The 26,748-nt window shown below is 59.3% G+C and carries 20 protein-coding genes; 2 read left to right on the top strand and 18 right to left on the bottom strand.

Translation table 11 applies throughout. The features are described 5' to 3' along the window. Window positions 1-59: 59 nt before the first annotated feature. The 6 genes from DTW90_RS16670 to DTW90_RS16645 all read right to left on the bottom strand — a co-directional run bounded on the left by DTW90_RS16670 (window position 60) and on the right by DTW90_RS16645 (window position 10,255). A complete protein-coding gene (locus DTW90_RS16670) occupies window positions 60-1,385 on the bottom strand; it encodes a glucoamylase family protein (protein WP_149339680.1) in 1,326 nt (441 codons plus the stop codon). Window positions 1,386-1,437: 52 nt separating this feature from the next. Beyond that, a complete protein-coding gene (locus DTW90_RS16665) occupies window positions 1,438-3,900 on the bottom strand; it encodes a phosphoketolase family protein (protein ID WP_132523165.1) in 2,463 nt (820 codons plus the stop codon). 290 nt (window positions 3,901-4,190) lie between these two features. Then, on the bottom strand, window positions 4,191-6,701 hold the full coding sequence (locus DTW90_RS16660) for a glycogen/starch/alpha-glucan phosphorylase (RefSeq protein WP_132523167.1): 2,511 nt from the start codon (window positions 6,699-6,701) through the stop codon (window positions 4,191-4,193). Window positions 6,702-6,972: 271 nt separating this feature from the next. Then, window positions 6,973-7,629, bottom strand: coding sequence for a CBS domain-containing protein (locus DTW90_RS16655; protein ID WP_132523169.1), 657 nt, complete (start codon window positions 7,627-7,629; stop codon window positions 6,973-6,975). Between the two features lie 152 nt (window positions 7,630-7,781). Next, window positions 7,782-9,470 (bottom strand): SbmA/BacA-like family transporter, encoded by a 1,689-nt coding sequence (locus DTW90_RS16650; RefSeq protein WP_132523171.1) that lies wholly within the window; start codon window positions 9,468-9,470, stop codon window positions 7,782-7,784. A gap of 179 nt (window positions 9,471-9,649) precedes the next feature. Next, the gene (locus tag DTW90_RS16645) at window positions 9,650-10,255 is read right to left on the bottom strand and encodes a TetR/AcrR family transcriptional regulator (protein ID WP_149339678.1); all 606 of its coding nucleotides are present in this window, start codon (window positions 10,253-10,255) and stop codon (window positions 9,650-9,652) included. A 224-nt stretch (window positions 10,256-10,479) separates the two neighbouring features. On the opposite strand from DTW90_RS16645, the gene DTW90_RS16640 reads away from it, so the two are divergent. Next, window positions 10,480-11,205, top strand: a complete 726-nt coding sequence (locus DTW90_RS16640; protein ID WP_149339676.1) for an SDR family oxidoreductase — start codon at window positions 10,480-10,482, stop codon at window positions 11,203-11,205. Between the two features lie 78 nt (window positions 11,206-11,283). Here the strand turns inward: DTW90_RS16640 and DTW90_RS16635 are convergent, their stop codons facing one another. The 6 genes from DTW90_RS16635 to DTW90_RS16610 are packed head-to-tail and all read right to left on the bottom strand — an operon-like array spanning window position 11,284 to window position 18,333. Further along, a complete protein-coding gene (locus DTW90_RS16635) occupies window positions 11,284-13,071 on the bottom strand; it encodes a gamma-glutamyltransferase (protein WP_132523177.1) in 1,788 nt (595 codons plus the stop codon). 10 nt (window positions 13,072-13,081) lie between these two features. Continuing rightward, window positions 13,082-13,864 carry an ABC transporter permease gene (locus DTW90_RS16630; protein WP_132523179.1) on the bottom strand — a complete coding sequence of 261 codons (783 nt, stop codon included), beginning with the start codon at window positions 13,862-13,864 and terminating at the stop codon, window positions 13,082-13,084. 3 nt (window positions 13,865-13,867) lie between these two features. After that, on the bottom strand, window positions 13,868-14,731 hold the full coding sequence (locus DTW90_RS16625) for an ABC transporter permease (RefSeq protein ID WP_165927818.1): 864 nt from the start codon (window positions 14,729-14,731) through the stop codon (window positions 13,868-13,870). Next, window positions 14,728-15,813 carry an ABC transporter ATP-binding protein gene (locus DTW90_RS16620; protein WP_132523183.1) on the bottom strand — a complete coding sequence of 362 codons (1,086 nt, stop codon included), beginning with the start codon at window positions 15,811-15,813 and terminating at the stop codon, window positions 14,728-14,730. Before DTW90_RS16620 ends, DTW90_RS16625 begins: the two co-directional genes overlap by 4 nt. Further along, window positions 15,810-17,210, bottom strand: coding sequence for a BPL-N domain-containing protein (locus tag DTW90_RS16615; RefSeq protein ID WP_132523185.1), 1,401 nt, complete (start codon window positions 17,208-17,210; stop codon window positions 15,810-15,812). Before DTW90_RS16615 ends, DTW90_RS16620 begins: the two co-directional genes overlap by 4 nt. Window positions 17,211-17,268: 58 nt before the next feature. Then, a complete protein-coding gene (locus DTW90_RS16610; protein ID WP_149339675.1) occupies window positions 17,269-18,333 on the bottom strand; it encodes an extracellular solute-binding protein in 1,065 nt (354 codons plus the stop codon). Between the two features lie 250 nt (window positions 18,334-18,583). On the opposite strand from DTW90_RS16610, the gene DTW90_RS16605 reads away from it, so the two are divergent. Further along, a complete protein-coding gene (locus DTW90_RS16605) occupies window positions 18,584-19,267 on the top strand; it encodes a FadR/GntR family transcriptional regulator (RefSeq protein ID WP_165927819.1) in 684 nt (227 codons plus the stop codon). 36 nt (window positions 19,268-19,303) lie between these two features. Here DTW90_RS16605 and DTW90_RS16600 read toward each other — a convergent pair whose 3' ends face one another. Genes DTW90_RS16600 through DTW90_RS16575 form a run of 6 tightly spaced genes read right to left on the bottom strand, consistent with a single transcriptional unit; the run spans window position 19,304 to window position 26,700 of the window. Next, on the bottom strand, window positions 19,304-20,185 hold the full coding sequence (locus DTW90_RS16600; protein WP_132523191.1) for an ABC transporter permease: 882 nt from the start codon (window positions 20,183-20,185) through the stop codon (window positions 19,304-19,306). Window positions 20,186-20,187: 2 nt separating this feature from the next. Then, window positions 20,188-21,129 carry an ABC transporter permease gene (locus DTW90_RS16595; protein ID WP_149339673.1) on the bottom strand — a complete coding sequence of 314 codons (942 nt, stop codon included), beginning with the start codon at window positions 21,127-21,129 and terminating at the stop codon, window positions 20,188-20,190. Window positions 21,130-21,132: 3 nt separating this feature from the next. After that, window positions 21,133-22,254 carry a dipeptide ABC transporter ATP-binding protein gene (locus DTW90_RS16590; protein ID WP_132523195.1) on the bottom strand — a complete coding sequence of 374 codons (1,122 nt, stop codon included), beginning with the start codon at window positions 22,252-22,254 and terminating at the stop codon, window positions 21,133-21,135. Continuing rightward, a complete protein-coding gene (locus DTW90_RS16585) occupies window positions 22,251-23,291 on the bottom strand; it encodes an ABC transporter ATP-binding protein (RefSeq protein ID WP_149339672.1) in 1,041 nt (346 codons plus the stop codon). The genes DTW90_RS16590 and DTW90_RS16585 overlap by 4 nt, the downstream gene beginning before the upstream one ends. Window positions 23,292-23,307: 16 nt before the next feature. Further along, window positions 23,308-24,831: an ABC transporter substrate-binding protein gene (locus DTW90_RS16580; RefSeq protein ID WP_132523199.1), complete on the bottom strand. Its 1,524-nt coding sequence runs from the start codon at window positions 24,829-24,831 to the stop codon at window positions 23,308-23,310. Window positions 24,832-24,867: 36 nt separating this feature from the next. Next, window positions 24,868-26,700, bottom strand: a complete 1,833-nt coding sequence (locus DTW90_RS16575; protein ID WP_149339670.1) for a gamma-glutamyltransferase family protein — start codon at window positions 26,698-26,700, stop codon at window positions 24,868-24,870. Window positions 26,701-26,748: the final 48 nt, after the last annotated feature.

Raw genomic sequence — 26,748 nt, 5'->3', positions numbered from 1 at the left:
AGCGAGCGTTCAGGCGGCGCGTTGGTGTCGCCTGATCATAGATCATTCTTTAGGCGTGACTAATCCCCAAGCCAGCCCCCGGTAAATCCGGCCCGGCGCAGGCCGACCACAACCGGTTTGCAGTGGCGCATGATATTCCACAGCAGCCCCGTCCTGTAGTTTTCGATCATCAGGACGACCGGGCCCTGGTCGATGCCGAAATGATAGGGGCTGACCCACCATCCGGTTTCGCTGCTTTCCAGCGGGTAAGTCTGATTGAACGACGGTTTGAAACCGTATAGACGCGCCATGCCGAGGCGCATTTTTGAAAAGCTCCGGATGGTCGGAATGACGATCTCGGGGGCGAAGGGCAGGGAGGCGACCGCTACCCACGGCGAGACGGTTCCGTCGTCCGGTCCGAAAGGTGCGCCCCTTGCGACATAGTCGAAGAATTCCCGCTCCACGCTGTCGATCGTCTTTTTGATCCAACCAGGTCCGTCGCTTGCCGTGAATCCCCAGCAGTGCTTTCCATAACCAACGAATTTCTTCGGATTACGGATGGCGTATTCCTGATGGACATAGGTCGCGTGACGGCTGTTCTGGAAGTAGTCGCTATCGTGATCCCGCATGAATTCGTCGCGGATGCCGCGGAAGTCGATCCACATATGCGAGAGCTGGTGCGTGAACAGCGGCCCGGAATAGAGCAGCTCGCGCCCGTAGATGTTTCTCCAATCGTAACTTTCGGTATAGGCGGCATATGCTTCGGGCGGCAAGGGATGGGTCGGCGACCCCAGGCCGAGAAAATAGAGCAGCAGCCCTTCGTCATATCCCCGCCAACGATAGGGAATGAACCCGTTTTCCGGTCGCCAGCCGTGCGTGAGGGTCAGTCCGTTATCGCAAGCCCAATTCCAGTCGACTCGTTCGTAGAGTTCATTGGCGATCCGCCGGATTTCGATCTCATCCGGGGTGTCGCCGTCGAAATAGGCGGCCACCGTGAGTGCTCCGGCAAACAGGATGGCCGAGTCGATAGTGGACAATTCGCACTGCCAGACCCGACGACCGGTTTCTATGTCGAGGAAATGATAGAAGAAGCCCTTGTAGCCCGATGCATCCGGCTCCGGACCCTGAGGGCATGACAGCAGGAATGCTAGGCGCCTTCGGGCAATCTTGGCAGCGAACGGCCGGATGATGATGCCGCGCTCCACCACGACAGGAAGCGTCGCCAAAGCCATTCCGATAGCGGCGATGCTGGCCGGCGCATCGATTTGCGTCTTGTCGCGCACCAGCCCGTTGTCCGGGTTGGTGCATTGCAGATAGTAGAGGATCGTCGTGAACTGAAGCCTACCGAGGTCCTCCTCGGTAGGCATGCGATCAAGATCGGAATTGGTCGAGAGCCTTTGGGTCATAGGTGGCCGGCAATCGCTAGGACGCCGCGTGAGGGCCGCCATTCTGCGTCTTTCATACGTTGTCCCCCTCCGTAGATGTCGTGCGGGACGATTCCGCGGGGCTCTTCAGACCCCATTTCCATCCGCTGATCGCCGGCATGTCATCGCCATATTGCTCGATGTACTCGCGATGCTCGATCAGCTTGGCATGGAGTGCCTGCTTGAAATAGGCGGCACGAGCACCGAGCTGCGGCAACCGGTCAATGACGTCCTCGACCAGATGGAACCGATCGAGCTCATTCATAACCACCATGTCGAAGGGCGTGCTTGTCGTGCCTTCTTCCTTGTAGCCGCGCACATGGAGATTGTGGTGGTTGTGCCTGCGATAGGTGAGCCGGTGGATCAGCCACGGATAGCCATGGAAAGCGAAGATGATCGGCTTGTCCTTGGTGAACAGGGCGTCGAAATCAGCGTCCGACAGTCCGTGAGGGTGCTCTTCTTTTGGTTGCAATTTCATCAAGTTCACAACATTGATGACGCGCACCTTCAGCTCGGGCAGATGTTCACGGATGAGTTGGACTGCGGCGAGTGTTTCGAGGGTTGGAACATCGCCGCAGCATGCCATGACCACATCCGGCTCGCTGCCCTTGTCGTTGCTCGCCCACTCCCAGATGCCAAGGCCCATGGTGCAATGCTTGACGGCTTCCTCCATGGTCAGCCATTGCGGCGCGGGCTGCTTGCCGGCAACGACCACGTTGACGTAGTTGCGGCTGCGCAGGCAGTGGTCGGTGACAGACAGGAGCGTATTGGCATCCGCCGGCAGGTAGACACGGACGACGTCAGCCTTCTTGTTGACGACGTGGTCGATGAAGCCTGGGTCCTGGTGGCTGAAGCCGTTGTGATCCTGTCGCCAGACGTGGGAACTCAGGAAATAGTTCAGCGAGCCGATCGGCCGCCGCCACGGGATCTCGTTGCAGACTTTCAGCCACTTGGCATGCTGGTTGAACATCGAGTCGATGATGTGGATGAAGGCTTCGTAGCAGGAGAAGAAGCCGTGGCGACCCGTCAGGAGGTAGCCTTCCAGCCACCCCTGGCATTGGTGTTCGCTGAGAACTTCCATGATGCGGCCATCGGGCGAAAGATGGTCGTCCTCCGGATAGATCTCGGCCATGTAGCAGCGATCGGTGACTTCGAGCACATCCTGCCAGCGGTTGGAGTTGTTCTCGTCAGGACTGAACAGGCGGAAGTTCTTGCTTTTAAGGTTTGCCTTCATCACGTCGCGCAGGAATTTCCCCATCACGCGTGCCGATTCAACCATCGTTGCGCCGGGGCTCGGGACCTCCACCGCATAGTCGCGGAAATCAGGCATCTTGAGATCACGCAGCAGCAACCCGCCATTGGAGTGGGGATTGTCGCTCATCCGGCGATGGCCCGTGGGCGCCAGCGCAGCCAATTTCGGCTTGAAGCTACCATCCTCCTCGAAGAGCTCTTCGGGCCGGTAGCTCTTCATCCATTGCTCGAGGATGTGAATGTGCTCCGGCTTGTCCATCTCGCCCATGGGCACCTGATGCGACCGCCAGTAATCCTCGCATTTCTTCCCGTCGATCTCCTTTGGGCAAGTCCATCCCTTTGGGGTTCTGAATACGATCATCGGCCAGGCGGGACGCTTGACGTTGCCCTTCGTACGGGCCTCGGCCCAAATCGATCGGATTTCGGCGATGACCGTGTCGAGAGTTCCGGCGAGTTGCTGGTGAACCTTGTCGGGATCATGCCCCTCGACGAAATAGGGCTTGTATCCCATGCCCTCGAAGAATTTCTGCAACTCCTCCTTCGGGATGCGGGCGAGGAAGCATGGATTGGCGATCTTGTATCCGTTGAGATGAAGGATCGGCAGAACGCAGCCGTCGCGGGCCGGGTTGAGGAATTTATTGCCGTGCCATCCGGTCGCGAGTGGCCCTGTCTCGGCCTCGCCGTCGCCGACAATGCAGGCAACGATCAGGTCCGGATTGTCGAAGGCTGCGCCATAGGCGTGGCTTAAGGCATATCCAAGCTCTCCACCCTCGTGAATGCTGCCGGGCGTTTCCGGCGCGACATGGCTCGGTATGCCGCCTGGAAAGCTGAACTGCTTGAACAGTCTCTTCATGCCTTCCTTGTCTTGGCCGATATTCGGATAAACCTCGCTATAGGTGCCTTCCAGGTAGGCGTGAGCCACCAGCGACGGTCCGCCGTGGCCGGGGCCGATCACGTAGACCATGTTGAGGTCGTCACGCTTGATGACCCGGTTTAGATGCGTGTAGAGCATGTTCAGGCCCGGGGATGTTCCCCAGTGCCCGAGCAGGCGCGGCTTTACGTGTCCGCGTTTCAAAGGTTTCTTTAGGAGTGGATTGTCGAGCAGGTATATCTGGCCGACCGAAAGATAGTTGGAAGCTCTCCAATAGGCATCGACCAAGTGAAGTTCGTCGGTCGATAGGGGTTTTTCTGTTCGGGTACCGTCTGCTGCAGATTGCCTGCTAACTGCCGTCTCAAGCGAAGCCATCGAAGTCTCCCTGATGATGTCGGACTGTTATTGAGAACGATTTTCAAAGATTGCAGATGCGATGCTCAACGAAATGGAAGCTACGTTGTAGCGCCTGGTGCATGCAGGCTAAGGATAATGGGTGGTAGCTATGCCCCTGGAGAGATTTCCAGCAGGCAACGCCTCGCCCTACATGCAAATCTTGTATTTTAGTATTGCATAAAATTCAGGCCGAGTCACAAAAAATAACCCGAAGGGGTCGGACGAACGCCACTTCTCCGTGTGGTTTTCTCATTGCTTGTGCCGTCCCCTCACGGAACGGGACATGGCGTAGCATTCCAGATTTCACTCGCATATTCCGATATTGTGCGATCACTGGAAAATCTCCCTGAACTCGCGATGTTTAAGACTGCCTTCCTGGTCCATGCTTCCGGCTTGGCGTAGAGTGATTGAAGCTTGCGGTCTGCTTCCATGTAGGACGTGAGATCCGCCAAATGCCTGTATGTGTCACCGCCGACGAGCAATATGTTGCGGATTGCATCGGTGAGCTGAGGCTCATGGCGAGAGAAATGACCTGACAAAATCAGGTCAAGAACGGAGCGAATCTCCGGCTCGTTCTCGTAGTGCCACCAGGGACTGTACCAGCCCTGGCTCTCGGCGACTTGCTGGGCGGTCAGCCCGAAGAGAAAGAAATTCTCCTCGCCCGCTGCCTCGGCCATTTCGATCGTTGCGCCGTCTCGGGTGCCGAGGGTCAAGGCGCCGTTCATCATGAATTTCATGTTGCTGGTACCACTGGCTTCAAATCCGGCGGTCGAGATCTGGTTCGAGACGTCGCTTGCTGGAACCAGGCGTTCGGCCACAGAGACGCAATATTCCGGCAGGAACACGACCCGGAGACGGCCACGCACCGCAGGGTCGCCATCTATCGTATCGGCAAGATTGTTCAGAAACTTGATGATGAGCTTGGCCACGTGATAGGCGGGCGCTGCCTTTCCGGCAAAGAAGAAAGTGCGTGCTGGCATGTTGATATCCGGGTTCTCTCGAAGCCGGTTGTAGAGCGCGACAATCCTCAGCCCGTTCAACAGTTGCCGTTTGTATTCGTGTATGCGCTTGATCTGGCAGTCGAAGATCGTATCCGGATCGACCTGGATGCCTGCTTGCGATTTCAGCCATTCGGCGAAACGCGACTTCGCCTGGCGCTTCGCCGCACGCACCGCAGCAATGAATTCGCCGTCATCGGCAAGCGGCTTCAGCCTTTCGAGATCCTCTGCCTTCGTGATCCAGCGATCACCAATGGCATCGGTTATGCAGCTGGCGAGATCGGGATTCGACAATAACAACCAGCGCCGCGGCGTAATGCCATTCGTCTTGTTGTTGAAACGATCGGGATAGAGTTCGGCTAAATCTTTTACCGTCACCTCTCGCAATAGTTTTGAGTGTATCGCAGCGACGCCATTGATGCTGTGGGAGCCCGTGATCGCAAGGTTCGCCATCCGGACCAGAGGATTGTTGCCGGATTCGACGATGCCCACCCGTGCGACACGATCGTTGTCGTCAGGCCAGCGTGCTGTCGCCTCCTGCCTCAGCCGGCGGTCGATCTCCAGTATGATCTCCATATGACGCGGCACCATGAGTTCGAACCAGCGGAGCGGCCATTTTTCCAATGCCTCGGGAAGAAGAGTGTGGTTCGTGTAGGCGAGCGTGCGCTTGGTGATATCCCAGGCCTCGTCCCAGCCCAGAGCAGCATCGTCCAGCAGGATGCGCATCAGTTCAGCAATGGCCAGACTCGGATGCGTGTCGTTAAGCTGGATCGCGGCCTTGTCGGGCAAGCAATTCCAGTCGCTATTATTCGCGCGGAAGCGACGAATGAGATCCGCCAGGGAGCATGCGACCAGGAAATATTCCTGAACAAAGCGCAGGCCTTGACCCATGCTTGTGGAATCGTCCGGGTAGAGCACGCGGGTGACGGTCTCTGCGGTCAAACGCTCGGCCAATGCGCCGACGAACTCCCCGGAGCTGAATTCCTGAAAATCGAAACTGTCGGGGGCCGCGGAAGCCCAGAGCCGCAGCGTGTTGATGGTCTTGCCGCCATACCCGACCACCGGCCTGTCATAGGGAATGCCGAGCAGCTTCGATGGCCTGCCGGTGATCGCCTTCAGGTTTCCGCTTCGCACCTCGAAGGAACAGCCGAGATCGATCGTCACTGCAAATTGCGGGCGCGCCACCTCCCAGGGGTCAGGTCGGCGCAGCCAGTTGTCGGGCTGCTCCTGCTGCCAGCCGTCCACGATCGTCTGCTTGAAGATGCCGTATTCATAGCGCAATCCATATCCCATGCCCGGCAATTGCATGGTTGCCATCGAATCCAGGAAGCATGCCGCCAGCCGCCCGAGCCCACCATTGCCGAGGCCTGCATCGGGTTCCTCCGCGAGGATCGCCAGTTCATCCAACTGGTTATCCTTGAAGAACTGACGGACCAGTGGGTCGAGGCGCAGGTTGAGGATGTTGTTGCTCAGCGACCGGCCGATCAGGAATTCCATCGAGAGATAATAGATGCGTTTGGGATTTTCCCGACCATAGACCTGTTCGGTCTGCTGCCAGCGTTGAGAAAGGATATCCCGAACGGAGCGGGCGGCCGCCTCGTATCGCTCCCGGTTTCCAACTTCGGACGGGATGAGCGCGTTGTCGAAAAGCAGATGTCGTTCATAGAGGGCGTTGTTGCCGCCGTTGAATTTGATCGGCCCGCAGCCGTATTGCAGCAGCAGGTCTTCCAGGGGACCGGGCTGCGGAAGGTCGCCCGGAAGGGCTGTGTGCTTGCTGGTCATGCCCCTTGCCCCCGTTGCTCGTTTTACCCTAGCGCTTTGAGACACCGCATCTTTGTGAAAGGACCTATGCTGGCTTGTTGCAATCCGCCCATCGGACTTGCGACGATCCCATGCTGAGCCGCCACTATCGAACCGCCTGAGATGATAGGTCTCGATAGTGTCTCGAGAACAGCGATCCTCGCCAGCGACGTAATCCAGAGACTTCAGAATGTTCTGTGAAGGAATAGGTGGTTATGTCGGTAGTCGGACGACTGCGTATTCAGGAAGAAGACTATGAGAAGTGCTCGACAACGCCTCTGACGCCATTGACACTTTCGGAAACAACACGTGCGGCTTTCTTGCACTCTTCCGTGTCGACATTTCCCCAGAGATGCACAATTCCGTCTGTAACGGTAACCTTCAACTCAAATCCCTCCAGTCCCGTATTTTCTCCCAGGCGGGTCGAGATGATGCGTTGAATGGCGTCGTCGCCGATCATTGTTCTATCCTGCCGAGCCACAAGAAATGCCTGGAGCAGGTCGGCGCGACTGACGATACCGATCAATTGTCCGTCCTTTACGACGGGAATGCGTTTGATGCCGTGCTCCGCCATCATCTGCGCGGCTTTGGCAAGAGAGGCATCCGCATGGATGGTTACGGGATTGCCGGTCATCGCATCGCCCACGCGCCAGGAATGACGCTTGATGTAGTCGTGGGCTCTGTCTTCGTGGGAAACTTTGGTGCCGGCAAGCGGGGCGAGTTCGCCTGCTCCCACTTCCGTTCTACGGATCAAGTCGCCTTCGCTGATAATGCCGACGAGCTGGCCCATATCATCAGCGACCGGAAGGCCACTTACGCTATTTTCCAGCATAGTTCGAGCCGCGTGCTCGACACTATTGTCAGGTGATATTTTGACGAGCGTAGCCGTCATTACATCTTTGACCAGCATCTCGGTTTCACTCCGAAGTGGCTCTGGTGGAAATGATAAACCTCTTACAACTCTTCCGCAACGGCCCCGTAAGCATTATGACACGGGATAATTGTGTCGATGAGCATCCCCGAAGTCGAGAATATCTATCGCACCATGCTATCAACTGGCTTTCAGGGCTTGCCTCGTTGATCGATCCACGCCCAGCTTCCGTCCTTGTGATATTCCAGAACGATGTCATACCGGCCGCGCGGCGTGCCGGGCTCTCCGAAATTGAGGCAGGCGATTGATCTCTCGGCGAAAAGTCCGAGGATCCGGTCCATCAGTTCATGACCAAAAGTCACTTCGCCCTTCTCCACGACGACATATCGGGGTGAGGCAACAATCGCATTGGCGACTATCAGGAGTTGCTGTTCCCGCGGCGACAGGACAGTTCCCCAGTCTTGTTCCCTGTCCGGATTCTCCGGGTCGATCAGATGGCCAAGCCCGAGTTCATCCAACAACCCGAGAATTTGCTCATCGGATATGCCGGGCGGCTTATCGACCGGTACGAGTGCTTGGCGCAGTGTTCCGGGAATGAGGTAGGGGCGCTGGGGGATGAAGCGGATCTGATCCTGCTGCGGACGAGTGATGCGTCCGCTGCCGGAAATGCTGATACCGGCCGCGGCCCGGAATAGCTCGACGCCGGCGACTTCGTCGTCTCCGACCACAAGCATTCTGACGTCGGTTGGGACGGATGCCGATAGATCCGCCAACAAGCGGCCTTTTGCGGGTGACGTCAACGTCACTTGATCGAAGGCAAGTTGCCCATCTGTTTCAAGGAGTTCGACATTGGATGTTCCTGATGGTTGCCTCTCCTCCATAACTTCCACCAGCGAGCTTAGGCGGGCAACGACGGCTGCGAAGTTGGAGAGCGACTTAAACTGACTGACGATAAAGGAAAATGCGGCCACAAGTATCGCAAACGCTGCAGCGGACTGGGTGACCACCCCGAACTCCATGTCGCCGTGAATGAAGGCCGGAGCGATGATGATGACAGGGATGATCTGTATCATCCAGTTATAGCCCGTGGTGAAGAAGCCGACATTGCGGTTGAGTGATATGATCCGTCTGAAATTGCCGGCAGCTTCATCGAACCGCTTCAGCAAAAGGTTCGCGTGGCGTTGCTCCCCTCCCTCGAACAGGATCGATTCAGCATTCTCTCGCACCCGGATCAGACTGGAGCGAAAGGCCGCCTCGGCGTCGAGTTGATTATATTGTAGGCTGATCAACGGTCGGCCCAACGCAATGGTCATGTAGGATCCGAATGCCGCGTAAAGGACGGCGGCGATGAAAAGCAGCGGACTGATCAGCCACAGCACTCCCGAGAAGGTCAAAATTGCCAGCACGCTATTGAGCAGCATCAGGACGAACGAAAGCGTTGTGACTGTAAACGCGTTGATATCGTCGGCAATTCTCTGGTCGGGATACGAGAGCTTACCTCCGACGCTCACTCTATAGAAGGTGCCGCCACTCATATAGGAGCCGACGACCCGATGGGTCAGGAACTCCCGCCAGAGCAAGGCGAGACGTTCCTCCGCAAAGCGGGCAATCACGGAAACGATGGTCGAGGCAGCGAATACGCCGGTGTAGAGAAATGCCTGGCGCGTGAACTCGGCGGTTCGCCTTTCGGCAATGGCCGTCATGAAGTTTCGACCGACGAAACTATTGACGACGTTGAGCGCGCTGATGCCGCAAAAGAGTGCGACCAGGGCAAAGAGAAGCAGCCTTGCCCTTCCGCCTACATGGGAAGTCAGGAAGACCTTGACCGCGCGGACAAACCTGGCGGCAGTCGTTTTGAGCGGAATGGGTTGCTGGCTCATACTTTCCCCCCGGGAGCTTTGCTTTAGCGAGGAGGAATATAGCCGCAGGCCGACAGTAAAGGGAGGAGGGGTTCGATGCCTGGCACGAAAATGCTTGGCAGGGTGACGGTGAGACGGGTAGGGTGAGATCTCTCAGTTCGCAAGGATGGCTGGACGAGGCATTCCGCGGCGCCAGCCTGTTAGTGTTTCGACATCGCATCCTTGCGACCTGCTGCGGTCGCCTTTTCCAGAACGGCCGAGGCTGCCTCCTTCGCCACGAGGAATGGTGATGTCTCGCCCGACGTGTGCGAAAGCACCAGGGCGCCCTGAAAGATCAGGCTGAGCTGCTTTGCGACCGAAGCAGGCTCGACAAGACCCGCCTGCCGACATAGTTCGAGAAACTTGGCTTCGCCGCGAGTGTTTGCCTCTATTCCGAGCTCGACAATGCGGCGATGCTTGCCCGTAAATTCCTGCGCCGCCTTCATCCCCAGGCAGCCGCGGGTGAGCATGCGGCCGGGTATCCTGCTGACATCGAAGAATGCGACGATCTGCTCGCGGGGGTCGCTGATGATATCCGCCACCGGACCGAAGAGGTCATCCACGATAACCTGGCTATAACGCTGCAGCACCGCCTCGATCAGGTCTTCCTTGGACGGAAAATACTTATAGATCGTCCGCTTGGATATGCCGCTGCCAGCCAATGCGGCTTCCATTCCCGTCGCATGAAATCCGCCTTCGTAGAACCGATCGAAAGCGTATTTCACGATCTCAAGCTTCTTGCCTTCGATCTCGATGTTCTGGACCATCGCATCATCCTCATGAATGTCCGCCTCTGATCTATAGCGGTCCCCGTTGACGAAGTAAACGACTTCGTTTACATCCGCTTCAGGTAAACGGAAGCGTTTACTTTATCGGATGAGCGCGGCGATCCAATGCTCGCTCGAACCCGTGGTCCATTTGTAAACCGTCGGCTCCGAGCCGAGCGGTCTTCCGCATCCCAACAGCAAGTGATCAGACTCAGGAGAAGACTATGACCCTTTCTAACAAAGTTGCCCTGGTGACCGGCGCCAATCGCGGCATCGGCGCAGCCATAGTGCGGGAAATGCTTAAGGCCGGAGTGGCGAAAATATACGCCACCGCTCGCGATCCGGAGACCCTGCCGGCGTTTGGAGATCAGCGGGTTGTCCCGTTGCGGCTCGACATCACGAACGATGCGTCGGTGAATGCGGCAGCCGAAGCCGCCGGGGATGTCGATGTTCTCGTCAACAATGCAGGAACCTTGGCCTTCGGCGATTATCTCGACAGCAATTGGGAGACCTTCGAAGACGATATGCGGACTAATTTCTTCGGCACCCTTCGGGTTCTCAGAGCCTTCACGCCGCAGTTTGTCGCCCGTAAATCCGGCACGATCGCGAATGTGAGCAGCGTCGTCGGCCTCTCGGCCGTTCCCATGATGGCCGGGTATTCAGCATCCAAGGCCGCCGTACATTCCATCACGCAGTCCCTCCGCGGGACGCTGGAAAAGCACAACATCACCGTCATCGGCATTTATCCGGGACCGATCGAAACGGATCTGGCAAAGGAAGTGCCTTATCCGGAAAAGGCAACCCCCGAATATGCCGCCGCCAATATAGTAGATGGCATCGCCCAAGGGCAGACTTACATCTTCCCTGATCCCATGGCGCAGCAGGTCGAGCATCTCTGGTCGACCGACAACCGGCAGCTTGAATACGTCGCGCTGCATCTCGGCGGCTGAAGAATACCAGCAGCCTCATCGTGTGCATTTCCTGACGCCGGCCCGGTCCAACACGGGCCGGCGTCAACGCGATCGTGATTACCGTACTATGGCGTAGCTTTGCATATGGCGCGGTGTCGACGCGCCGTAGAGCAATCCATTGCTGCGCTCAACCGCGCAGACGCGCCCAAGCGACCAGCTGTCCTGAACGGATAGCCTATGGCTTCTTTCCCGGAGCGAAGCGAGTGTGGAAGCCGAGTAACGATCTTCGATTAGCAGACGGCCAAGCTCGTATTCGCGCGGATAGAATGATCCTGGCCAGTGCTTGCTGTGGAACATTGGTGCATCGATCGCGCTTTGAAGTCCCTGTCGATGCAGGATATGGCGCAGGAAGACCGTCAGCGGCCATTGATCCTGCTGGTCGCCTCCTGGCGTTCCGATGGCAAGATAACCTTCGCCGTCGCGAGTGACGAGCGTCGGCGTCAATGTCGTGCGTGGCCTTGTTCCTGGACGTAGAGTGGATGGCAAACCTTCGTCCAGCCAGAACATCTGGGCGCGCGTCGAGATCGGAAAACCGAGCCCGGGAACGACGGGCGAGCTCTGCAGCCAGCCGCCGCTCGGGGTCGCCGAAATCATGTTGCCGAACCGGTCGACGATATCGAGATGCACGGTATCGCCTTCGATCTCGGGGACAGCCGCGAAGGTAACCTCGCCTCCGCCTGGCCCCTGAGGAACTTCGCTGCCGGCGCGGGCTGCGATCCGCGCAAGACGCTCCGCCGCTCCGGGCAGATGGCTGGCAATCAGTTGTTGCGACGCCTCGGGGCCGACGAGTTTTGCGCGCTCGCGGACGTAATCATCGGACAGAAGGATATCGATCGGAATGTCCGACGTGTTCGGATCACCGTAAAATGCTTCGCGATCCGCAAAGCAAAGCTTGGCGCTTTCGACGACGGTGTGGACAAAATCTGGGCCATAGGGATCGAAGCTGCCGATATCGAGCTGCGACAACAGGGCAAGCTGCTGCAAGAAAACCGGTCCCTGTCCCCACGGACCCGTCTTGTGGACCGTCAACCCGTGAAAGTCGCGCGACAGCGTCTTTTCCTTGGTCGCTGACCAATTGGAAAGGTCCTCGCCTCGAAGAAGCCCGGGGTTGCGGCGGCCCGTCGTGTCGAACAGTTCTGCCGTTCGGTAAAAGCGGTCGATCGCATCGGCAACGAACCCTTGGTAGAAGGCGCGCCGCGCCGCCTCGATCTGAACGACGCGATCCGATCCGGCTGCCTTGGCTTCGGCCAATATCCGCCGATAGGTCGCTGCGATGGCAGGCATGTGCATGACAGCACCCGGTTTCGGCACGCGATTATGCGGCAGCCAGACCTCTGCCGAACTCGGCCATTCGTTTCGAAACAGGTCCTCTACCGGGATGATCGAGGCGACCGCGCGTGGCAGAAGCGGAAAGCCGCTTTCGGCATAGGCGATTGCATAGGAGAGAATATCTTCCAGCGGCAGGGTGCCGTAATCGCGCAGGAGCAGCATCCAGGCGTCAAAGGAACCCGGTACCACGGCGGGCAGAAGGCCCGTACCCGGCACCATCTCAAGCCCCAGCGATCGGAAGGCTTCCAGGCTTGCCAGCGCCGGAGACACACCCTGACCGCATATGACCACCGGCTCATCCTCCTTGACGCTCTTGAGGATGATGGGCACTTCGCCACCCGGACCATTCAGATGGGGCTCTACGATCTGAAGCGTGAAGCCGCAGGCGGCGGCCGCATCAAACGCATTCCCTCCGCGTTCGAGCACCGACATGCCGACCGAGGTGCCAAGCCAATGAGTGGAGCTGACCGCACCGAAAGTGCCGCTCAGTTCGGGACGCGTGGTAAAACTCACCATATCTGTCTGCCTATCTCTGGACGATCTGTTTCGCTCCGACCAACCTCTCGGCCAAGGCCAAAACGACAAGGATGATCAGGATCTGCAATGAGGACGCCGCGGCGACGACGAGCTGATTGCCCTGGAACTGGAGGTAGCTGAAGATCTCGATCGGCAGCGTCACCACCCCCGGGCCGGTCAGGAAGAGCGCAGTATTCAGCTCGCCAAAGGATACGACGAATGCGAAGAGCCAGCCGGACAGGACGCCTGGCCAGATGATCGGCAGCGTGATGAGCATGAACGAACGCACCGGACCGGCGCCGAGGCTCTGGCCGGCCTCTTCGAGCGTCGTGTCGAAACTTTGAAGCGATGTCAGCACCGCACGGAATGCGTAGGGAAGACAAACGACGACATGCGCAATGAAGAGGCCCGGCAAGACGCTCATGTTGACCGTCTTGTAGATCAGCAGCAAGGCAAGCCCGAGGATCAGTGCCGGGAACACCAGCGGCGCGATGATGAGCATTTGCAGGAAAGTCGAAAGCCCGTTGCGATTGCGCGAGACATAGATCGCGCCCAAGAGCCCCAACAGGACCGAGGCGCAGGCCGAGGTCAGCGCGAGCAAGATGCTGAGCACAAAGGCGTCTCGCATTTCGACAATGCCGAAGAACTCGACGAACCAGCGCAGCGAGAAGCCCGGCGGTGGGAAGACCAGCGCGTCCCCCGAGCTGAACGAAACGATCAGCACCACGAGGATCGGCCCCATGATCAGGGCAAGCGCAATGCCGACGACGAGGCGAAGAAGGAAGCCACCCATGCTTCAACCCTTTCCCTGTACGCGTTGCGGCCGAATGAGAAGCTGGATGAGCACCGCAATAATCAGCGCGATAATCAGCAATGCAAAGGAGAGGGCAGCGGCCCGCGGCCACCGGAAGGTGGTGACGCTGTCGAAGACCAGGCTGACCAGAAGCTTGTAGCGTGGCCCACCCAGGAGGGCGATCGTCACATAGGCGCTCAGCGTCAGGAATGTCACCAGCATGAGGCCCGATGCAATGCCGGGGCTTGAGAGCGGCAGCGTAACCCGCAGGAACGAGCGCCACGGACCGGCGCCAAGCGAATGGGCGGCTTCCGTGTATCGCTGATCGATGGTGCTCAGCGAGTTGGTTAGCGATACGATCATGAAGGGCAGGAGGATCGTCAGCAGGCCGAGCGTCACAGCCTGGAACGAATAGAGATATTGCACCGGTCGCTCGATGAGGCCGACGCCCGTGAGGGCGCTGCTGACCACGCCGCGCCGCCCGAGGATGGCGACCCAGCCATAGGCCCTGACGACATTGCTCACCATCAGCGGCACCATCATCACCATCAGCATGAGCATGCGGCCGCGCGGAGAAAGCCGGGCCGCATAGAATGCGACGGGATACCCGATCAGCAGGCATAGAATGAGGACGATGGCCGTCGACAGCAGCGTCCGCTCGATGATCAGCAGGTAGAAGGAGTCCGTGAATATTTCGGTGTAGTTGAGGAGCGTCGGCTTCAGGTCGAAGAGCGACGTTCCCGAATTCGTCATGAAGCTGACGAAGAGCAGATAGCAAAGCGGAACGACAAAAAACAGGCCAAGGATTATGAGCGGCGGCAAGGCAACGGCGTAGAACAGGGCGGAACTCGGCAAGAGTTTGCTCATGCCGCTTCCTCCAGCGCAACCGCACTTGCCGTTTCCCATGAGAGCCCAACCGAAGCCCCTGCTTCTATTTCCGCAGGCACGGCTGCGGTATTCTGCAGGACCGCGTTCAGAGCTATTCCGCCCATATCGAGGTAGAGGAATGTCTGAGCCCCTCGATAGATGACGTCCTTCACCACCGCGCGAATGCCGCTTTGCGGATCGAGCACGATTTTCTCGGGGCGGAGAGCAAAACGCAGCTTTCCTCCGCTTGCCGCCGTGCCCGCAATGTGTACGAGATTGCCGGCAAGATCGACCACGGCCGCATTTCCCTCGCGCCCGCGTACTTGCCCTTCGAGAATATTGCTGGCGCCGAGAAAGGTTGCGACGAATTCGGTGCGTGGCCGGTCGTAGATGTCTTTGGGCGCGCCTGCCTGCTGGATGCGGCCATGGTTCATGACAGCAACCCGGTCCGACATGGTCAGCGCCTCTTCCTGATCATGGGTAACGAAGACAGTGGTCATGCCAAGGCGCCGCTGTAGCTGACGGATCTCCACCTGCATCTGCTCGCGCAGCATCTTGTCGAGCGCGCTGAGCGGTTCGTCGAGCAACAGGACGTCAGGCTCGAACACCACGGCGCGCGCTAGCGCGACGCGCTGCTGCTGACCGCCGGATAGCTGACGCGGATAACGGTCGGCAAATTTGCCGAGCGCGACGAGATCAAGCGCAGCGCCGACCTTCCGGCGGATCTCGTCCTTAGCGACGTGCCGCATCTGTAAGCCGAACGCTACGTTCTCAGCCACGCTTAGATGGGGAAAGAGGGCAAAGTTCTGGAAAACCATGCCGAAGCTTCGCTTGTAGGCCGGGATTCCCGTCACATCCTTGCCGCGGATGAATACGTGTCCCCCAGTCGGCTGTTCGAAGCCTGCAATAAGGCGGAGCGTGGTCGTCTTGCCGCATCCGCTTGGTCCCAGCAGTGCAAACAGCGTTCCGCGTTCGATTTCGAGATCCAGTGAGTGCAGCGCGGTTATTGTCGCGAAAGACTTCTCGACTGAAACGAACCGGACGTCGAATGCGTTTGCCTGCGCCAGATTATCGGGTTTCATGGCATGTTCTCCAAGGCATTGTCACACCGCATGACACGCAGTCCCGCAGCGCACAGCCTGACCGGCAATTCAGTCAATACAAGGGTTTCGGTAAGTTTCGACCGGATATCCAGCGAGGCGATCGACGCCTGCAGGACGCCGATAAGGGCATGGGCCAACTGCGCATCGATGGCGCCGCCGGCACATTCGTCGCGGACAGCTGCCAGCACGTCCTGCCATTCCTGCTTCAGCCTGTCGAATTCGGCCGAGAGCAGAATAGTCATCTCATCCGTTTCCGCGAGCGAGAGAGCCTCCAGCGCACCAAAGGACGTTTTCAGTACTGCATCCAGCCCGTCGAGCAGCTGCAGAAGTTCGTCCGGCGACGTCGTCTCGACCGTTGCAGGGGCGGTGCCATCATGCCTTGCGAACAGGCCGAGATAGACAAGCGCATTATAGATCAGCCGAAAACCCGCACAGTCTTCCTTCATGAAGAAGCGCAGCGTCTCGTCCATCACCTTGAAGCCGCGTATGGGCAGGAACCGCCGGACATAGGCTTCCAGCACGATGCCCTTGCGCAGGAATTCGCCCATTTCGGGATGTGGCGAAAACACGAGGACTTTGCCTTTGCCGAGATCGCCGGACAGGATTGCGGGCGAGTTCTTCATCTCGCGGTCGAATAGCGATGCCGCCAGCGGATTGTCGATGAAGAGCCGGCTTTCGGAAATGAAGTTTCTAAAATGCCCGAGTGAGACGGCCGACCGCTTCGAGTTCGAATAGACGGGTCCGTGATAATAGGGCAGTTCGACTGCCTCCGGCAGGCCGCGCCCCAGCACTGGATCGGTAATGGAGATGCCGAGGATCGCAGCGCCGGTGGAAAGATATTCCTGCGTATAGTTCGGCGTTGCGTCGATCGCGCCCAGCCAGCCAGGCCGACCGTCGGAGGCATAGAAACCGCCACCACAGGAGCCGATAAAGGCTCCGCCCTCGGAAATGAAGGCACGAATTGCCGCATCGATACCGGGGAGACTTTCTGCCCGGTCGAGTCCCCAGGTTGCAAAACCGCCCGGCATGATGAGCAGATCAAACTCGGATAACGCTTCCTCGACAATCTGCCTGCCGTCAAGGGCAGAGAAGGTCAGCCCGAGACTGAGCAACGCGTGGGCATAATAGGCCCAATAGGGATAACCGATGGCCTCGCCGCTATAGATCGCGATGCGTGGCGGCGCATGGGTTGCGAGCGCGCCATCACCGGCTACGCCAGTCAAGCCGAGCTTCCCGGCGGCCTCTGCCGCTCTTCCACCGACAGCGAAGCCGCCGGCGTCATCATCTGCCGGAAGCTGATGCGCTCGACACCGATTGAGAAATACCAAGGGGATACCGGTGAACGCGCCGCGGTCAGCCAGCCTGAAAATCGTCATGAGATTAGTATTCCTGCTGTTCGGCGCGGCGGCCGCCAAGCCGCCGCGTATGGGGTTCTCAGCCGCCGGAAACGATGCGATTCCAGCGATCGGTCCACTGACCGCGGTTGGCGGACATGAATTCCTGATCAAGGTCGATGATGCGTGCCGTCTCCTCCGGAGAGAACTGCACCTTCTGCTGTAGCTCGACCGGGAGCTTGGACAGCGTATCCGGATGTGTGCCGCCGTAGTTGAACACCTGGGCGACCCAGCCCTGTGTGGACGGATCGATCGTCATGTTCACATACTGCTCGGCAAGCGCCTTGTTCTTGGCGTTCTTGGCAATGCTCGTGCCGGACATGTATGAGATCGCGCCTTCCTTCGGGAAGACCCATTCCACTTTGCCACCCTGTTGAAGCACGGTGTAGGTCTGGGACTTGTAGAGCAGGCCGACGGCGGCTTCCCCGTTTACCAACGCGCTCATGATCGTGTCCGTATCCTTGGCCCAGATCGGGTCAAGAGCAGCCATCTTGCTCAGCATGTCGAAGCCGGCATCTGCATCCTTCGCATCCTTTCCGGCGGCCAGCGCGCCGATCGGAATGACGTAGGGACCGATGGAATGCGTGATTTCCGGAAGGACGATCGAACCGCGGTAGTCTTCGCTCCACAAATCGGCAAAGCTTGTCGGCGGCTTTTTCACGAGGTCCGGATTATAGGCGATGCCGAGCGCAGAGTAGATCATCGCCACCCAGCCCTTGCGCTTGAAGCGATCCGGCACCCCGGCAAGGAACGAAAGATTCGGTGAATTCGGATCCAGATCTTCCAGGACGCCCTGCGCCTCTGCCAGCGGAACTACGCCGTCATGCAGTTGCACGAGATCGTAGACCTGGTTGTCGAGACTGATCTTCAGCTTGGTGATGCGCTCGACCGGGCTTGACCCACGATCCTGTGTGATCTTGACGCCCGTTTTCGCGGCAAAAGGCGCGTCGACATATTTGGCCATGCCGTCGCCCCACAGTCCGCCCCAAGTCATCATGGCGAGCGATTCAGGCTTCGTTTGCGCAAAAGCGAGGCTGGCTGAGCCCAAAACCGGCGCGGCAAATGCGGCCGAAGCCGTAAGTTTCATGAAAGTACGTCTGTCCATTTCGTTCCCTTTTTAGCGAACCAATTTAAATTGGTTCATGAAATTTTTGGCGATCTCGTTAAGTCTTGAGACTGCGATTGAAGTATTTGTTGGTCATGGATGTGGGTTAGTCAAGCGGTTTTGGGCGAAGTTTGCCGAATAAAGAAGGCATGGATACTGAATTGCCCCAAAAATTGGCACCGTGCTTATCTTGCGGATTGGTTTGTAATGGTTCAGGATGCGGGCCCCAATATGAGGAATGATTGTGCCCGTGAAAGCCAAGCAAAATCTGCTCGATGAACTGCGCGCGGCGATCGCGACGACGGACGAGCGTTTCATTACGGATGAGAGGCTGCTGCCGGAGCGGGAGCTCAGTGAGCACTTCGGAATCGGGCGGCGCGCTGTCCGAGAAGCCCTGAACGAGCTCGAGGGAGAGGGGCTGCTGTTTCGAAAGCAGGGACTGGGCACCTTCGTCCGCGAAGTCGGCCCGAAGTCCACCAGCCTGAAGTCATTGACCAACCGCACCAGTCCGCATGACCTCATTGAGGTCAGACTGGAAATCGAGCCTGTGCTTGCCCGTTTTGCGGCAACACGCGCCACGCCAAATGACATCGATCAGATGAGGCTCTTCATTCGAAAGGCCGCGCAGGCCACAAGCCCGCGAGAATACGAGCAATGGGACAGCGCGTTCCATACGAAGATTGCCGAGAGCGTTCGAAACACCATGTTCTGGGGCGTATTCCGGCTGATCAATTCGGTGCGAAAGGAGCATCATTGGGTCAGCTCAAGAACGCGGGTTTTCACCAAAGGCGTCAGCGAAGAAATGGTCCGCCAGCACGAAGCGATCGTCGCTGCGATTGCGGCCCGAGATCCCCACGCTGCGGAGCAGGCCATGCATGTTCACATTGCGACGGCGGGTGTGCGCATCAGCCAGTCTATCGGCGACGCTCCCTAGGCACGTCTCGTCTGTTTATGGGGAGCGTCGCATTGGTTATTTGGAACGAGGATCAAGCGCGTCGCGCAGGCCGTCGCCGAGCAGATTGAACGATAGCACCGTCATGAAAATCGCCAGACCCGGCCACATCGCCATCCATGGTGCGTTGCTGAGGAAGCGCTGTGCGGAGTTCAGCATTGATCCCCAGGAGGGAGCCGGCGGCTGCAGGCCGAGACCAAGGAAGGACATGCTGGCCTCGGCGATGATTGCGGAAGCAATGGTCAGCGTTGCCTGAACGATCAACTGCGGCAGGATGTTCGGCAGGATATGCCGGACTGCGATGCGCCATTGCGGGTTGCCCACGGCACTTGCCGCCTCCACATATTCCTCGGCCTTGATGGACAGAACCTGGCCACGCGTCAGGCGGATGAAGAGCGGCGTGGCGGTAATGCCGATCGCCAGCATTGCGTTGGTCAGGCTCGGACCAAGGAAGGCGGCGAAGGCGATCGCCAGGATCAGGAACGGGCAGGCGAGCATCGCATCGGTAAATCGGCTGATGAAACCATCGACGATGCCGCCAAGGAAGCCGGCGGCAAGCCCGAGCGGCACGCCGATCGCCATGGCAATGCCGACGGATGTCAGGCCCGCCAACAGTGAAGCGCGCGTGCCCCAGACGATGCGGGAAAGAATGTCGCGACCTGCCTCGTCCGTTCCCATCCAGTGAAGAGCGGACGGCGCCTTGCGCACGGCGGTCCAGCTCTGTGCCGCCGGGTCATAGGGGGAAAGAAGCGGTGCCAAGACCGCGACGGATACCATGAACAGCACGACGACGAGGCCGAGAAGCGCGCTGCGCCGCCTGGCAAGCCGCCGCCACAGGCGGCTCTGGAAGAAACGTGTCACCGAATTGGTCGAGGCCTTGGATTGCGTAACCGTCAGCATGATCAGCCTCTCAATCGCGGGTTGACGAGAATATATCCTATATCCGCCAGCAGATTGAGGATGATGTAGAAGAGCGAGGTGACGAGGACGACGCCCTGCACGACCGGATAATCGCGCGTGAAGACCGCATCGACGATCAGCTTGCCGAAGCCTGGGATCGTGAAGATCTGCTCCGTCAGGACCGCGCCGGATAGAAGTGCGCCGAATTCAAGCGCTCCGAGCGTGATGATCGGCGTCAGCGCGTTGCGCATCGCGTGCTTGAAGACCACGACCCACTCGCTCAGGCCCTTTGCACGCGCGGTGCGCACGTAATCGCTCTCGAGCGCCTGCAACATTGCTCCTCTCGTATGGCGCATGATGACGCCGGCGATCGCCATGCCAAGCATGAAGGCGGGCATGATCGTCGTCGCGAGGCTCATCCGCCAGTCTTCCCATGGGCTGACAAAGCCCGATGCCGGAAGCCACCCGAGATGAACGGAAAAGAGCAGGATGAGCATGATGCCGAGCCAGAAGTTCGGCACCGAGATACCAGCGAGCGACACGACATTCGTCACATAGTCGATCGCCGTATTCTGCTTCAGCGCGGAAATGACACCGCCGGTAATGCCGAGCACGAGTGCGACGATAATGCCCATGACCGCGAGTTGCAGCGTCACTGGCAACTTTAGGAGGATAAGGCTGAGGACGGGTAAGTTATGGCGCATGGATTCGCCAAGGTCTCCCGACAACACGCCTTTCATCCAGAAGAGATACTGGACGACGAGCGGCTGGTCGAGATGATACTGGGCGCGAATGGCCGCGAGCGTCGCCTCATCGGGATTGTCGCCTGCCAGGATCAATGCGGGATCGCCCGGCAAGAGGTGCTGAAGCGAAAAGATGATCATCGACAGCAGGATGATCGTGGGGATGAGTTGCAGCAGACGGCGCAAAAGAAGCGATGACATGGTTCAACCTCCTGCCGTGGGCTGCACTGGCTTGATGGCCATGGCTTCGAAGGCTGCAAACAGCTTTTCGAGCTTTGGATTTCGGGGTTCGCGAACGGGTCCTGTCGCGTCCTCATCAGGCAATTCGTTCCAGAAGGCACAGGCGTTGGCGTGGCCGTTCTCTTCGGTATGCAGCGCCATGCTGACGGTCTGACATTCCGGCCGGGCATAGGGGCAGCGCGTATGCAGGCAGCAGCCCGACGGCGGGGACAGCGGACTTGGCAGGTCGCCATGGAGCCGTGCTGCGCGAGAGCGCTGACGGCTGGGCGGCGCGGCAACGGGAATCGCCGAAAGAAGCGCGCGCGTATAAGGGTGGCGTGGCGCTTCGAATATCAGGTCAGATGCGCCGATCTCGACCACCTTGCCGAGATACATGACCGCGACGCGATCGGAAATGTGCTTCACCACACCGAGGTCGTGCGAGATGAAGACGAATGCGAGCCCGAGCCGCTTCTGCAGATCCTTCAGCAGATTGAGGATCTGCGCCTGGATCGAGACGTCGAGAGCGGAAACGGCTTCGTCGCAGATGATCACTTTCGGTTCCGAAGCGAGCGCGCGCGCGATCACGACGCGCTGACGCTGACCGCCCGAAAACTCGTGGGGATAACGGTTTGCCTGTTCGGGGCGAAGGCCGACCATTTCCAGAAGTTCTGCGACCCGCTTGGCGCGCTGGCCTGCCGGCACGATATTATGCAGCATCAGCGGCTCGGCAACCGTCTGCGCGATCGTCATGCGCGGGTTGAGCGAGGCATAGGGATCCTGGAAGATCAGCTGAATATGCCGCCGCTGCTGGCGCATCGCCGCATTGCTGATGTTTGTAACGTCCTGCCCGTCGATCAGGACCTCGCCGGCGGTCGGCCGGATGAGACGCATCAGGAGCCGTCCAAGGGTCGACTTGCCGCAGCCGGATTCCCCGACGATCGCCAGCGTCTCGCCCGGCATCAGGGAAAAGGTGACATCATCGACGGCACCCACTTGCGCCAGCGGACGGCCGAGCAGGCTGCGCTTGATGATGAAGTTTTTCCCGAGCCCGCGGACTTCGATGATCGGCTTTGCGGCCGATGAGGAGGAAGAAGGTTGGGTCATGGAACGAGATCCTCCATGGGCGCACGCCAGCAGCGGCTGAAGTGACCTGCCGAAATTTCCATGAGATCGGGCATGTCGGCACATTTTTCGACGCGGAACGGACAGCGCGCCTGGAAGCGGCAGCCCGATGGCGGATTGGCCATGTCGGGGACGGTGCCGGTAATCGCGACAAGCCGCTCGCGCCGTTCGTCAAGGCGCGGCAGTGAGCCGAGCAGGCCGACCGTATAGGGATGCTGCGGGAAGGTGAAAAGCTGCTCGACGGAACATTGCTCCACAACCTGCCCGGCATACATGACGACCACATCGTCGCAGGATTCGGCAACGACGCCGAGATCGTGGGTAATGAGGATGATGGCGGTTCCGGTCTTCTGCTGCAGTTCGCGCATCAGCTCAAGCACCTGCGCCTGGATGGTCACATCCAGCGCCGTGGTCGGCTCGTCGGCAATCAGAAGCTCCGGATCGCAAGCGAGCGCCATCGCGATCATCACGCGTTGACGCATGCCGCCGGAGAGATTGTGCGGATATTGATGATATCGGGTCTCGGGCGAGGGGATGCGCACCAGCTTCAGCATGGCGATCGCCCGTTCCGTCGCCTCTTTCTTGGACATGCTGCTATGGCGCAGGATGACTTCGTTGATCTGCTCGCCGACCGTGTAGGAAGGGTTGAGCGAGGTCATCGGTTCCTGGAAGATCATTGCCAGCCGGTTGCCCCGGAGGCGGCGCATGGCGCCTTTCGTCTGGTCCAGAAGCTGCTGGCCGTCGAAATCGACACTGCCGGTAATGCGCGCCGTGTGCTCGGGCAGAAGTCGCATGACGGCAAGCGATGTGACGCTCTTGCCGCTGCCGGATTCACCGACGATGGCAAGGGTGCGTCCTTTCTTGACGGAAAAGCTGACGCCATCGACAGCAGTCACGGTCCGGTCGTCTCCCTGGAAGACGACGCCCAGGTCCGAGATATCGAGGATGGACGAAGCAGCGTCATCAGCCCGAGGAGATCGGGCTGATGGGTTTTGATCCAAAGGTTGGGATGTGCTCATCAAACCAGGCGCAGACTTAGTTCTTGCGGCTGACATCAGTCAGGCGAATGATGCCGTCCGGGTTGGCCTTGAAGCCGGTGATGTTTGCGTTATGCGCGAAGATCCACTGCGAGTGATACATGTAGACGATCGGCAGGTCCTTGAGCAGGATCGCGACTGCCTTGTTGTATTCCTTCTTGCGGGCCTCGACATCGCTGATGGCGCGGGCCTTGGTCAGTGTCTCGTCGAGCTCCTTGTTGCAGTAATGCGCGTCGTTGCCGGCTGCGCCGCAGGCCAGCATCGGCGTGATGTTGAGGTCGGGATCGACGCGACCGCTCCAGCCGACAAGGTGGGACTGGAATTTGCCCTGCCGGGCGACATCAAGCAGCGTCATCAGCTCGGTCGGCTTGATCGTGACGGTGATGCCGATTTCCTGGACCATCGCCTGGACGAGCTGGGCCACCTGCTGGCGCTCGGCGTCAGTCGGAACGAGCAGTTCCAGATTGACGGACTTCACGCCGGCCTCTTCCATCTTCTTCTTGGCAGCATCCAGGTCACGCGTCGGAACCGGGTAGTCTTTGTCGTAGTAAGGGCTCGTCGGCGGGAAAGGCTGGTTGCCGGGGCTTGCCTGACCGGCAAAGACGACGTTGTTGATGGCGTCGCGGTCGATCGCAAGGCTGACGGCCTCACGGATAGCCGCCTTCTTGCCGGCATCGAGGTTGGCGCCCTCGCCGGTGATGTCGAAGGTGATGCCATAGTAACCGAGGCCTACGACGGGATCGACGGCAAGCGAGGGGTCGGCCTTGACGGCATCGACGTCGGTCGCTGCCAGACGCTCGATCAGATCAAGCTGTCCCGAACGCAGGTTCAGCAGGCGGACGTTGGAGTCCGGCATGCCCTTAAAGATGATCTGGTCGAAATGGTATTTCGCCGCGTCGTAATATTGCGGGAATTTCTCCAGCGTGATGTGATCCTGCGGGAGGCGTTCCACGAATTTGTAAGGGCCGGAGCAGACCGGGGCGTTGGTGAACTTCTCGCCAAGTGCTTCGCCGGCTTTCGGGCTGATGATCATGCCGGCGCGGTCGCTGAGCGCGGCAAGCAAGGGAACGGAGGGTTCCTTGAGGTTGATCTTGACCGTGTAGTCGTCCACCACGTCGACGCTGCTGATTGCGCTGATCTCGGGCTTGCGGCGGGAGATCTTCAGGTTCAGGTCGCGATCTAGATTGTACTTGATCGCAGCCGCGTCGACCTTGGTGCCGTCGTGGAAGAGTGCGTCCTTGCGGAGCTTGAGCGTCAGCGCGGTGCTGTCTGCATTCCATTCCCAGCTCGTCGCAAGCATCGGGATGATCTGGCCATTGTCATCGACGTCGACGATCTTGTCGCAAAGCGACTGCAGGACGTGGCGCCCGACAAAGCTCCAGTTGGAAGCCGGATCAAGCGTATCCGGATCGTCCTGAAGGCCGATCCGCAGCACCGATTGAGCCGCAGCAGCTGGGGCGACAGATACCGCAAGGCCGCTCAGGGTCAGGCCGGCTGCGAGTGCAACATATAATGGCTTCATCTTTGTTCCTCTCTTGTTTTCATTGCTGTCTCGGCATCACCGAGCGACGGCGTAACCCTGCACTCCACGCGGGTTGGAGCCGGCCTTTACCAATTGCATTTCGCCGTCCATCTCTCTTGCGACGGCGGCAAGTCGTCCTTCCGACCAGGCGTCGCCGATCGTGATCTTGTGTCCGCGTGCCGCCAGTTCCTTCTGCATCGCTTCCGGAAAGCGGGATTCCAGCGTGACGGCGCCGAAACTGATTTCGCGCGGCCAGAAGGAGCTCGGCAGATGGTCGGTATGGAAGGAGGGGGCGTCGATCGCCTCCTGCAGGTTCATTCCCTTGTGGATGTGGCGCAGAAGCATGGTCAGCTGCCACTGGTCCTGTTGGTCGCCGCCCGGCGTGCCGAAGGCCATATAGGGCTGCCCATTTCGGAAAGCGGTCGATGGCGTCAGCGTGGTGCGCGGCCGCTTGGACGGCATCAGCGTGGAATTCAGGCCTTCCTCGAGCCAGAACATCTGGCCGCGGGTGGTGAGGCTGAAACCGAGACCCGGAATGACCGGGCTCGACTGGAACCAACCGCCGGAAGGCGTTGCCGAAACTATGTTGCCCCAACGGTCGACCGCGCTCACCTGCACGGTGTCGCCGCGCTGTGCGCCTTCGCGGGTGAGGCTCGGTTCGCCTTCCCGGTCGTTCGGAAGCTTCGGTTCGCGCGCCACGGTGGGTTCGCCGCCGCCGAGGCCCGGCTGCGGAATGGTACCCACCGCACGCAGCGGCGGCAGAGTGGGCTTGCGCCCGTCCGGCGAACCGGGGCGCACTTCCATAGATGCGGTGCTGCCGATCAAGGCGCGACGGCTATCGGCATAGCCGGAAGACAGCAGCGTTGTGAGCGGTACGTCGGAACTGTCGCCATACCAGGCATCACGATCGGCCATGGCAAGCTTGGCGGTCTCGACGACGAGATGCACGAAATCGGCGCTCATCGGATCGAGATCGGCGATATCTGTGCCCTTCAGGATCTGCAGCATCTGCAGAAGCACCGGACCTTGCGACCAGGGACCGCATTTGAAGATCTCGTAGTCGCCATAGGTGACCGAAACCGGCTGCTCGATCAGCGGCTTGTAGTCGGCCATGTCCTGGGCGGTAATGAGGCCTTTGTGGTGGCGGCCCGAAACGTCCCACACCTCTTCGGTCGCGCAGAATTCTTCGATACGCTCGGCGATCGGGCCGCGATACCAGAAGTCGAGGGCGGCATCGATGCGCGCCTCGCGCGTCTTTGCCGATTTGGTCTGGTCGATAATCTGCTGATAGAGCGCGGCAACATATGGATTGCGGAAGAGCTTGCCGGATTGCGGTGCGTTGCCGCCCGGCAGGTAAAGTTCGGCGGAGCTCGGCCAATGTGTTTCGAAAAGCTCACGCATCGACGCAATCGTATTGGCGATGCGCGGCACCAGCGGATGGCCGTTCTGCGCATAGTAGATGGCGGGAGCGAGCACGTCTTCGAGCTCGGCGGTGCCATAGTCACGCAGGAGCGTCAGCCAGGCGCCGAATGCGCCGGGAATGCAGGCTGCAAGCAGGCCGGTGCCCGGAATGATGTCGAGACCGAGATCCCTGAAATACTTGACCGTCGCCTTGGAGGGAGAAGGTCCCTGCCCGGAGATCACGATTGGCTTATCCGCGCCGGCCGGCGTGACGATGATCGGTACTTCACCGCCCGGACCATTCAAATGCGGTTCCACGACCTGCAGCACGAAACCGGCTGCGACCGCTGCGTCAAAGGCTGTGTGCCCCTTTTCGAGCATCGACATGCCGACGGCGGATGACAACCAATGCGTGGAGGAAACAGCACCGAACGTGCCCCTCAGTTCCGGCCGTGTGGTAAAAGTCATTTTAGTTCCAACTCCCTATCGGCCGCCGCCGGCCCAATGTCGCCTCCT

It is taken from the genome of Neorhizobium sp. P12A (genome assembly GCF_008365395.1).
Lineage (GTDB): Bacteria > Pseudomonadota > Alphaproteobacteria > Rhizobiales > Rhizobiaceae > Rhizobium.
This window is presented reverse-complemented; position numbering and strand designations above follow the sequence as displayed.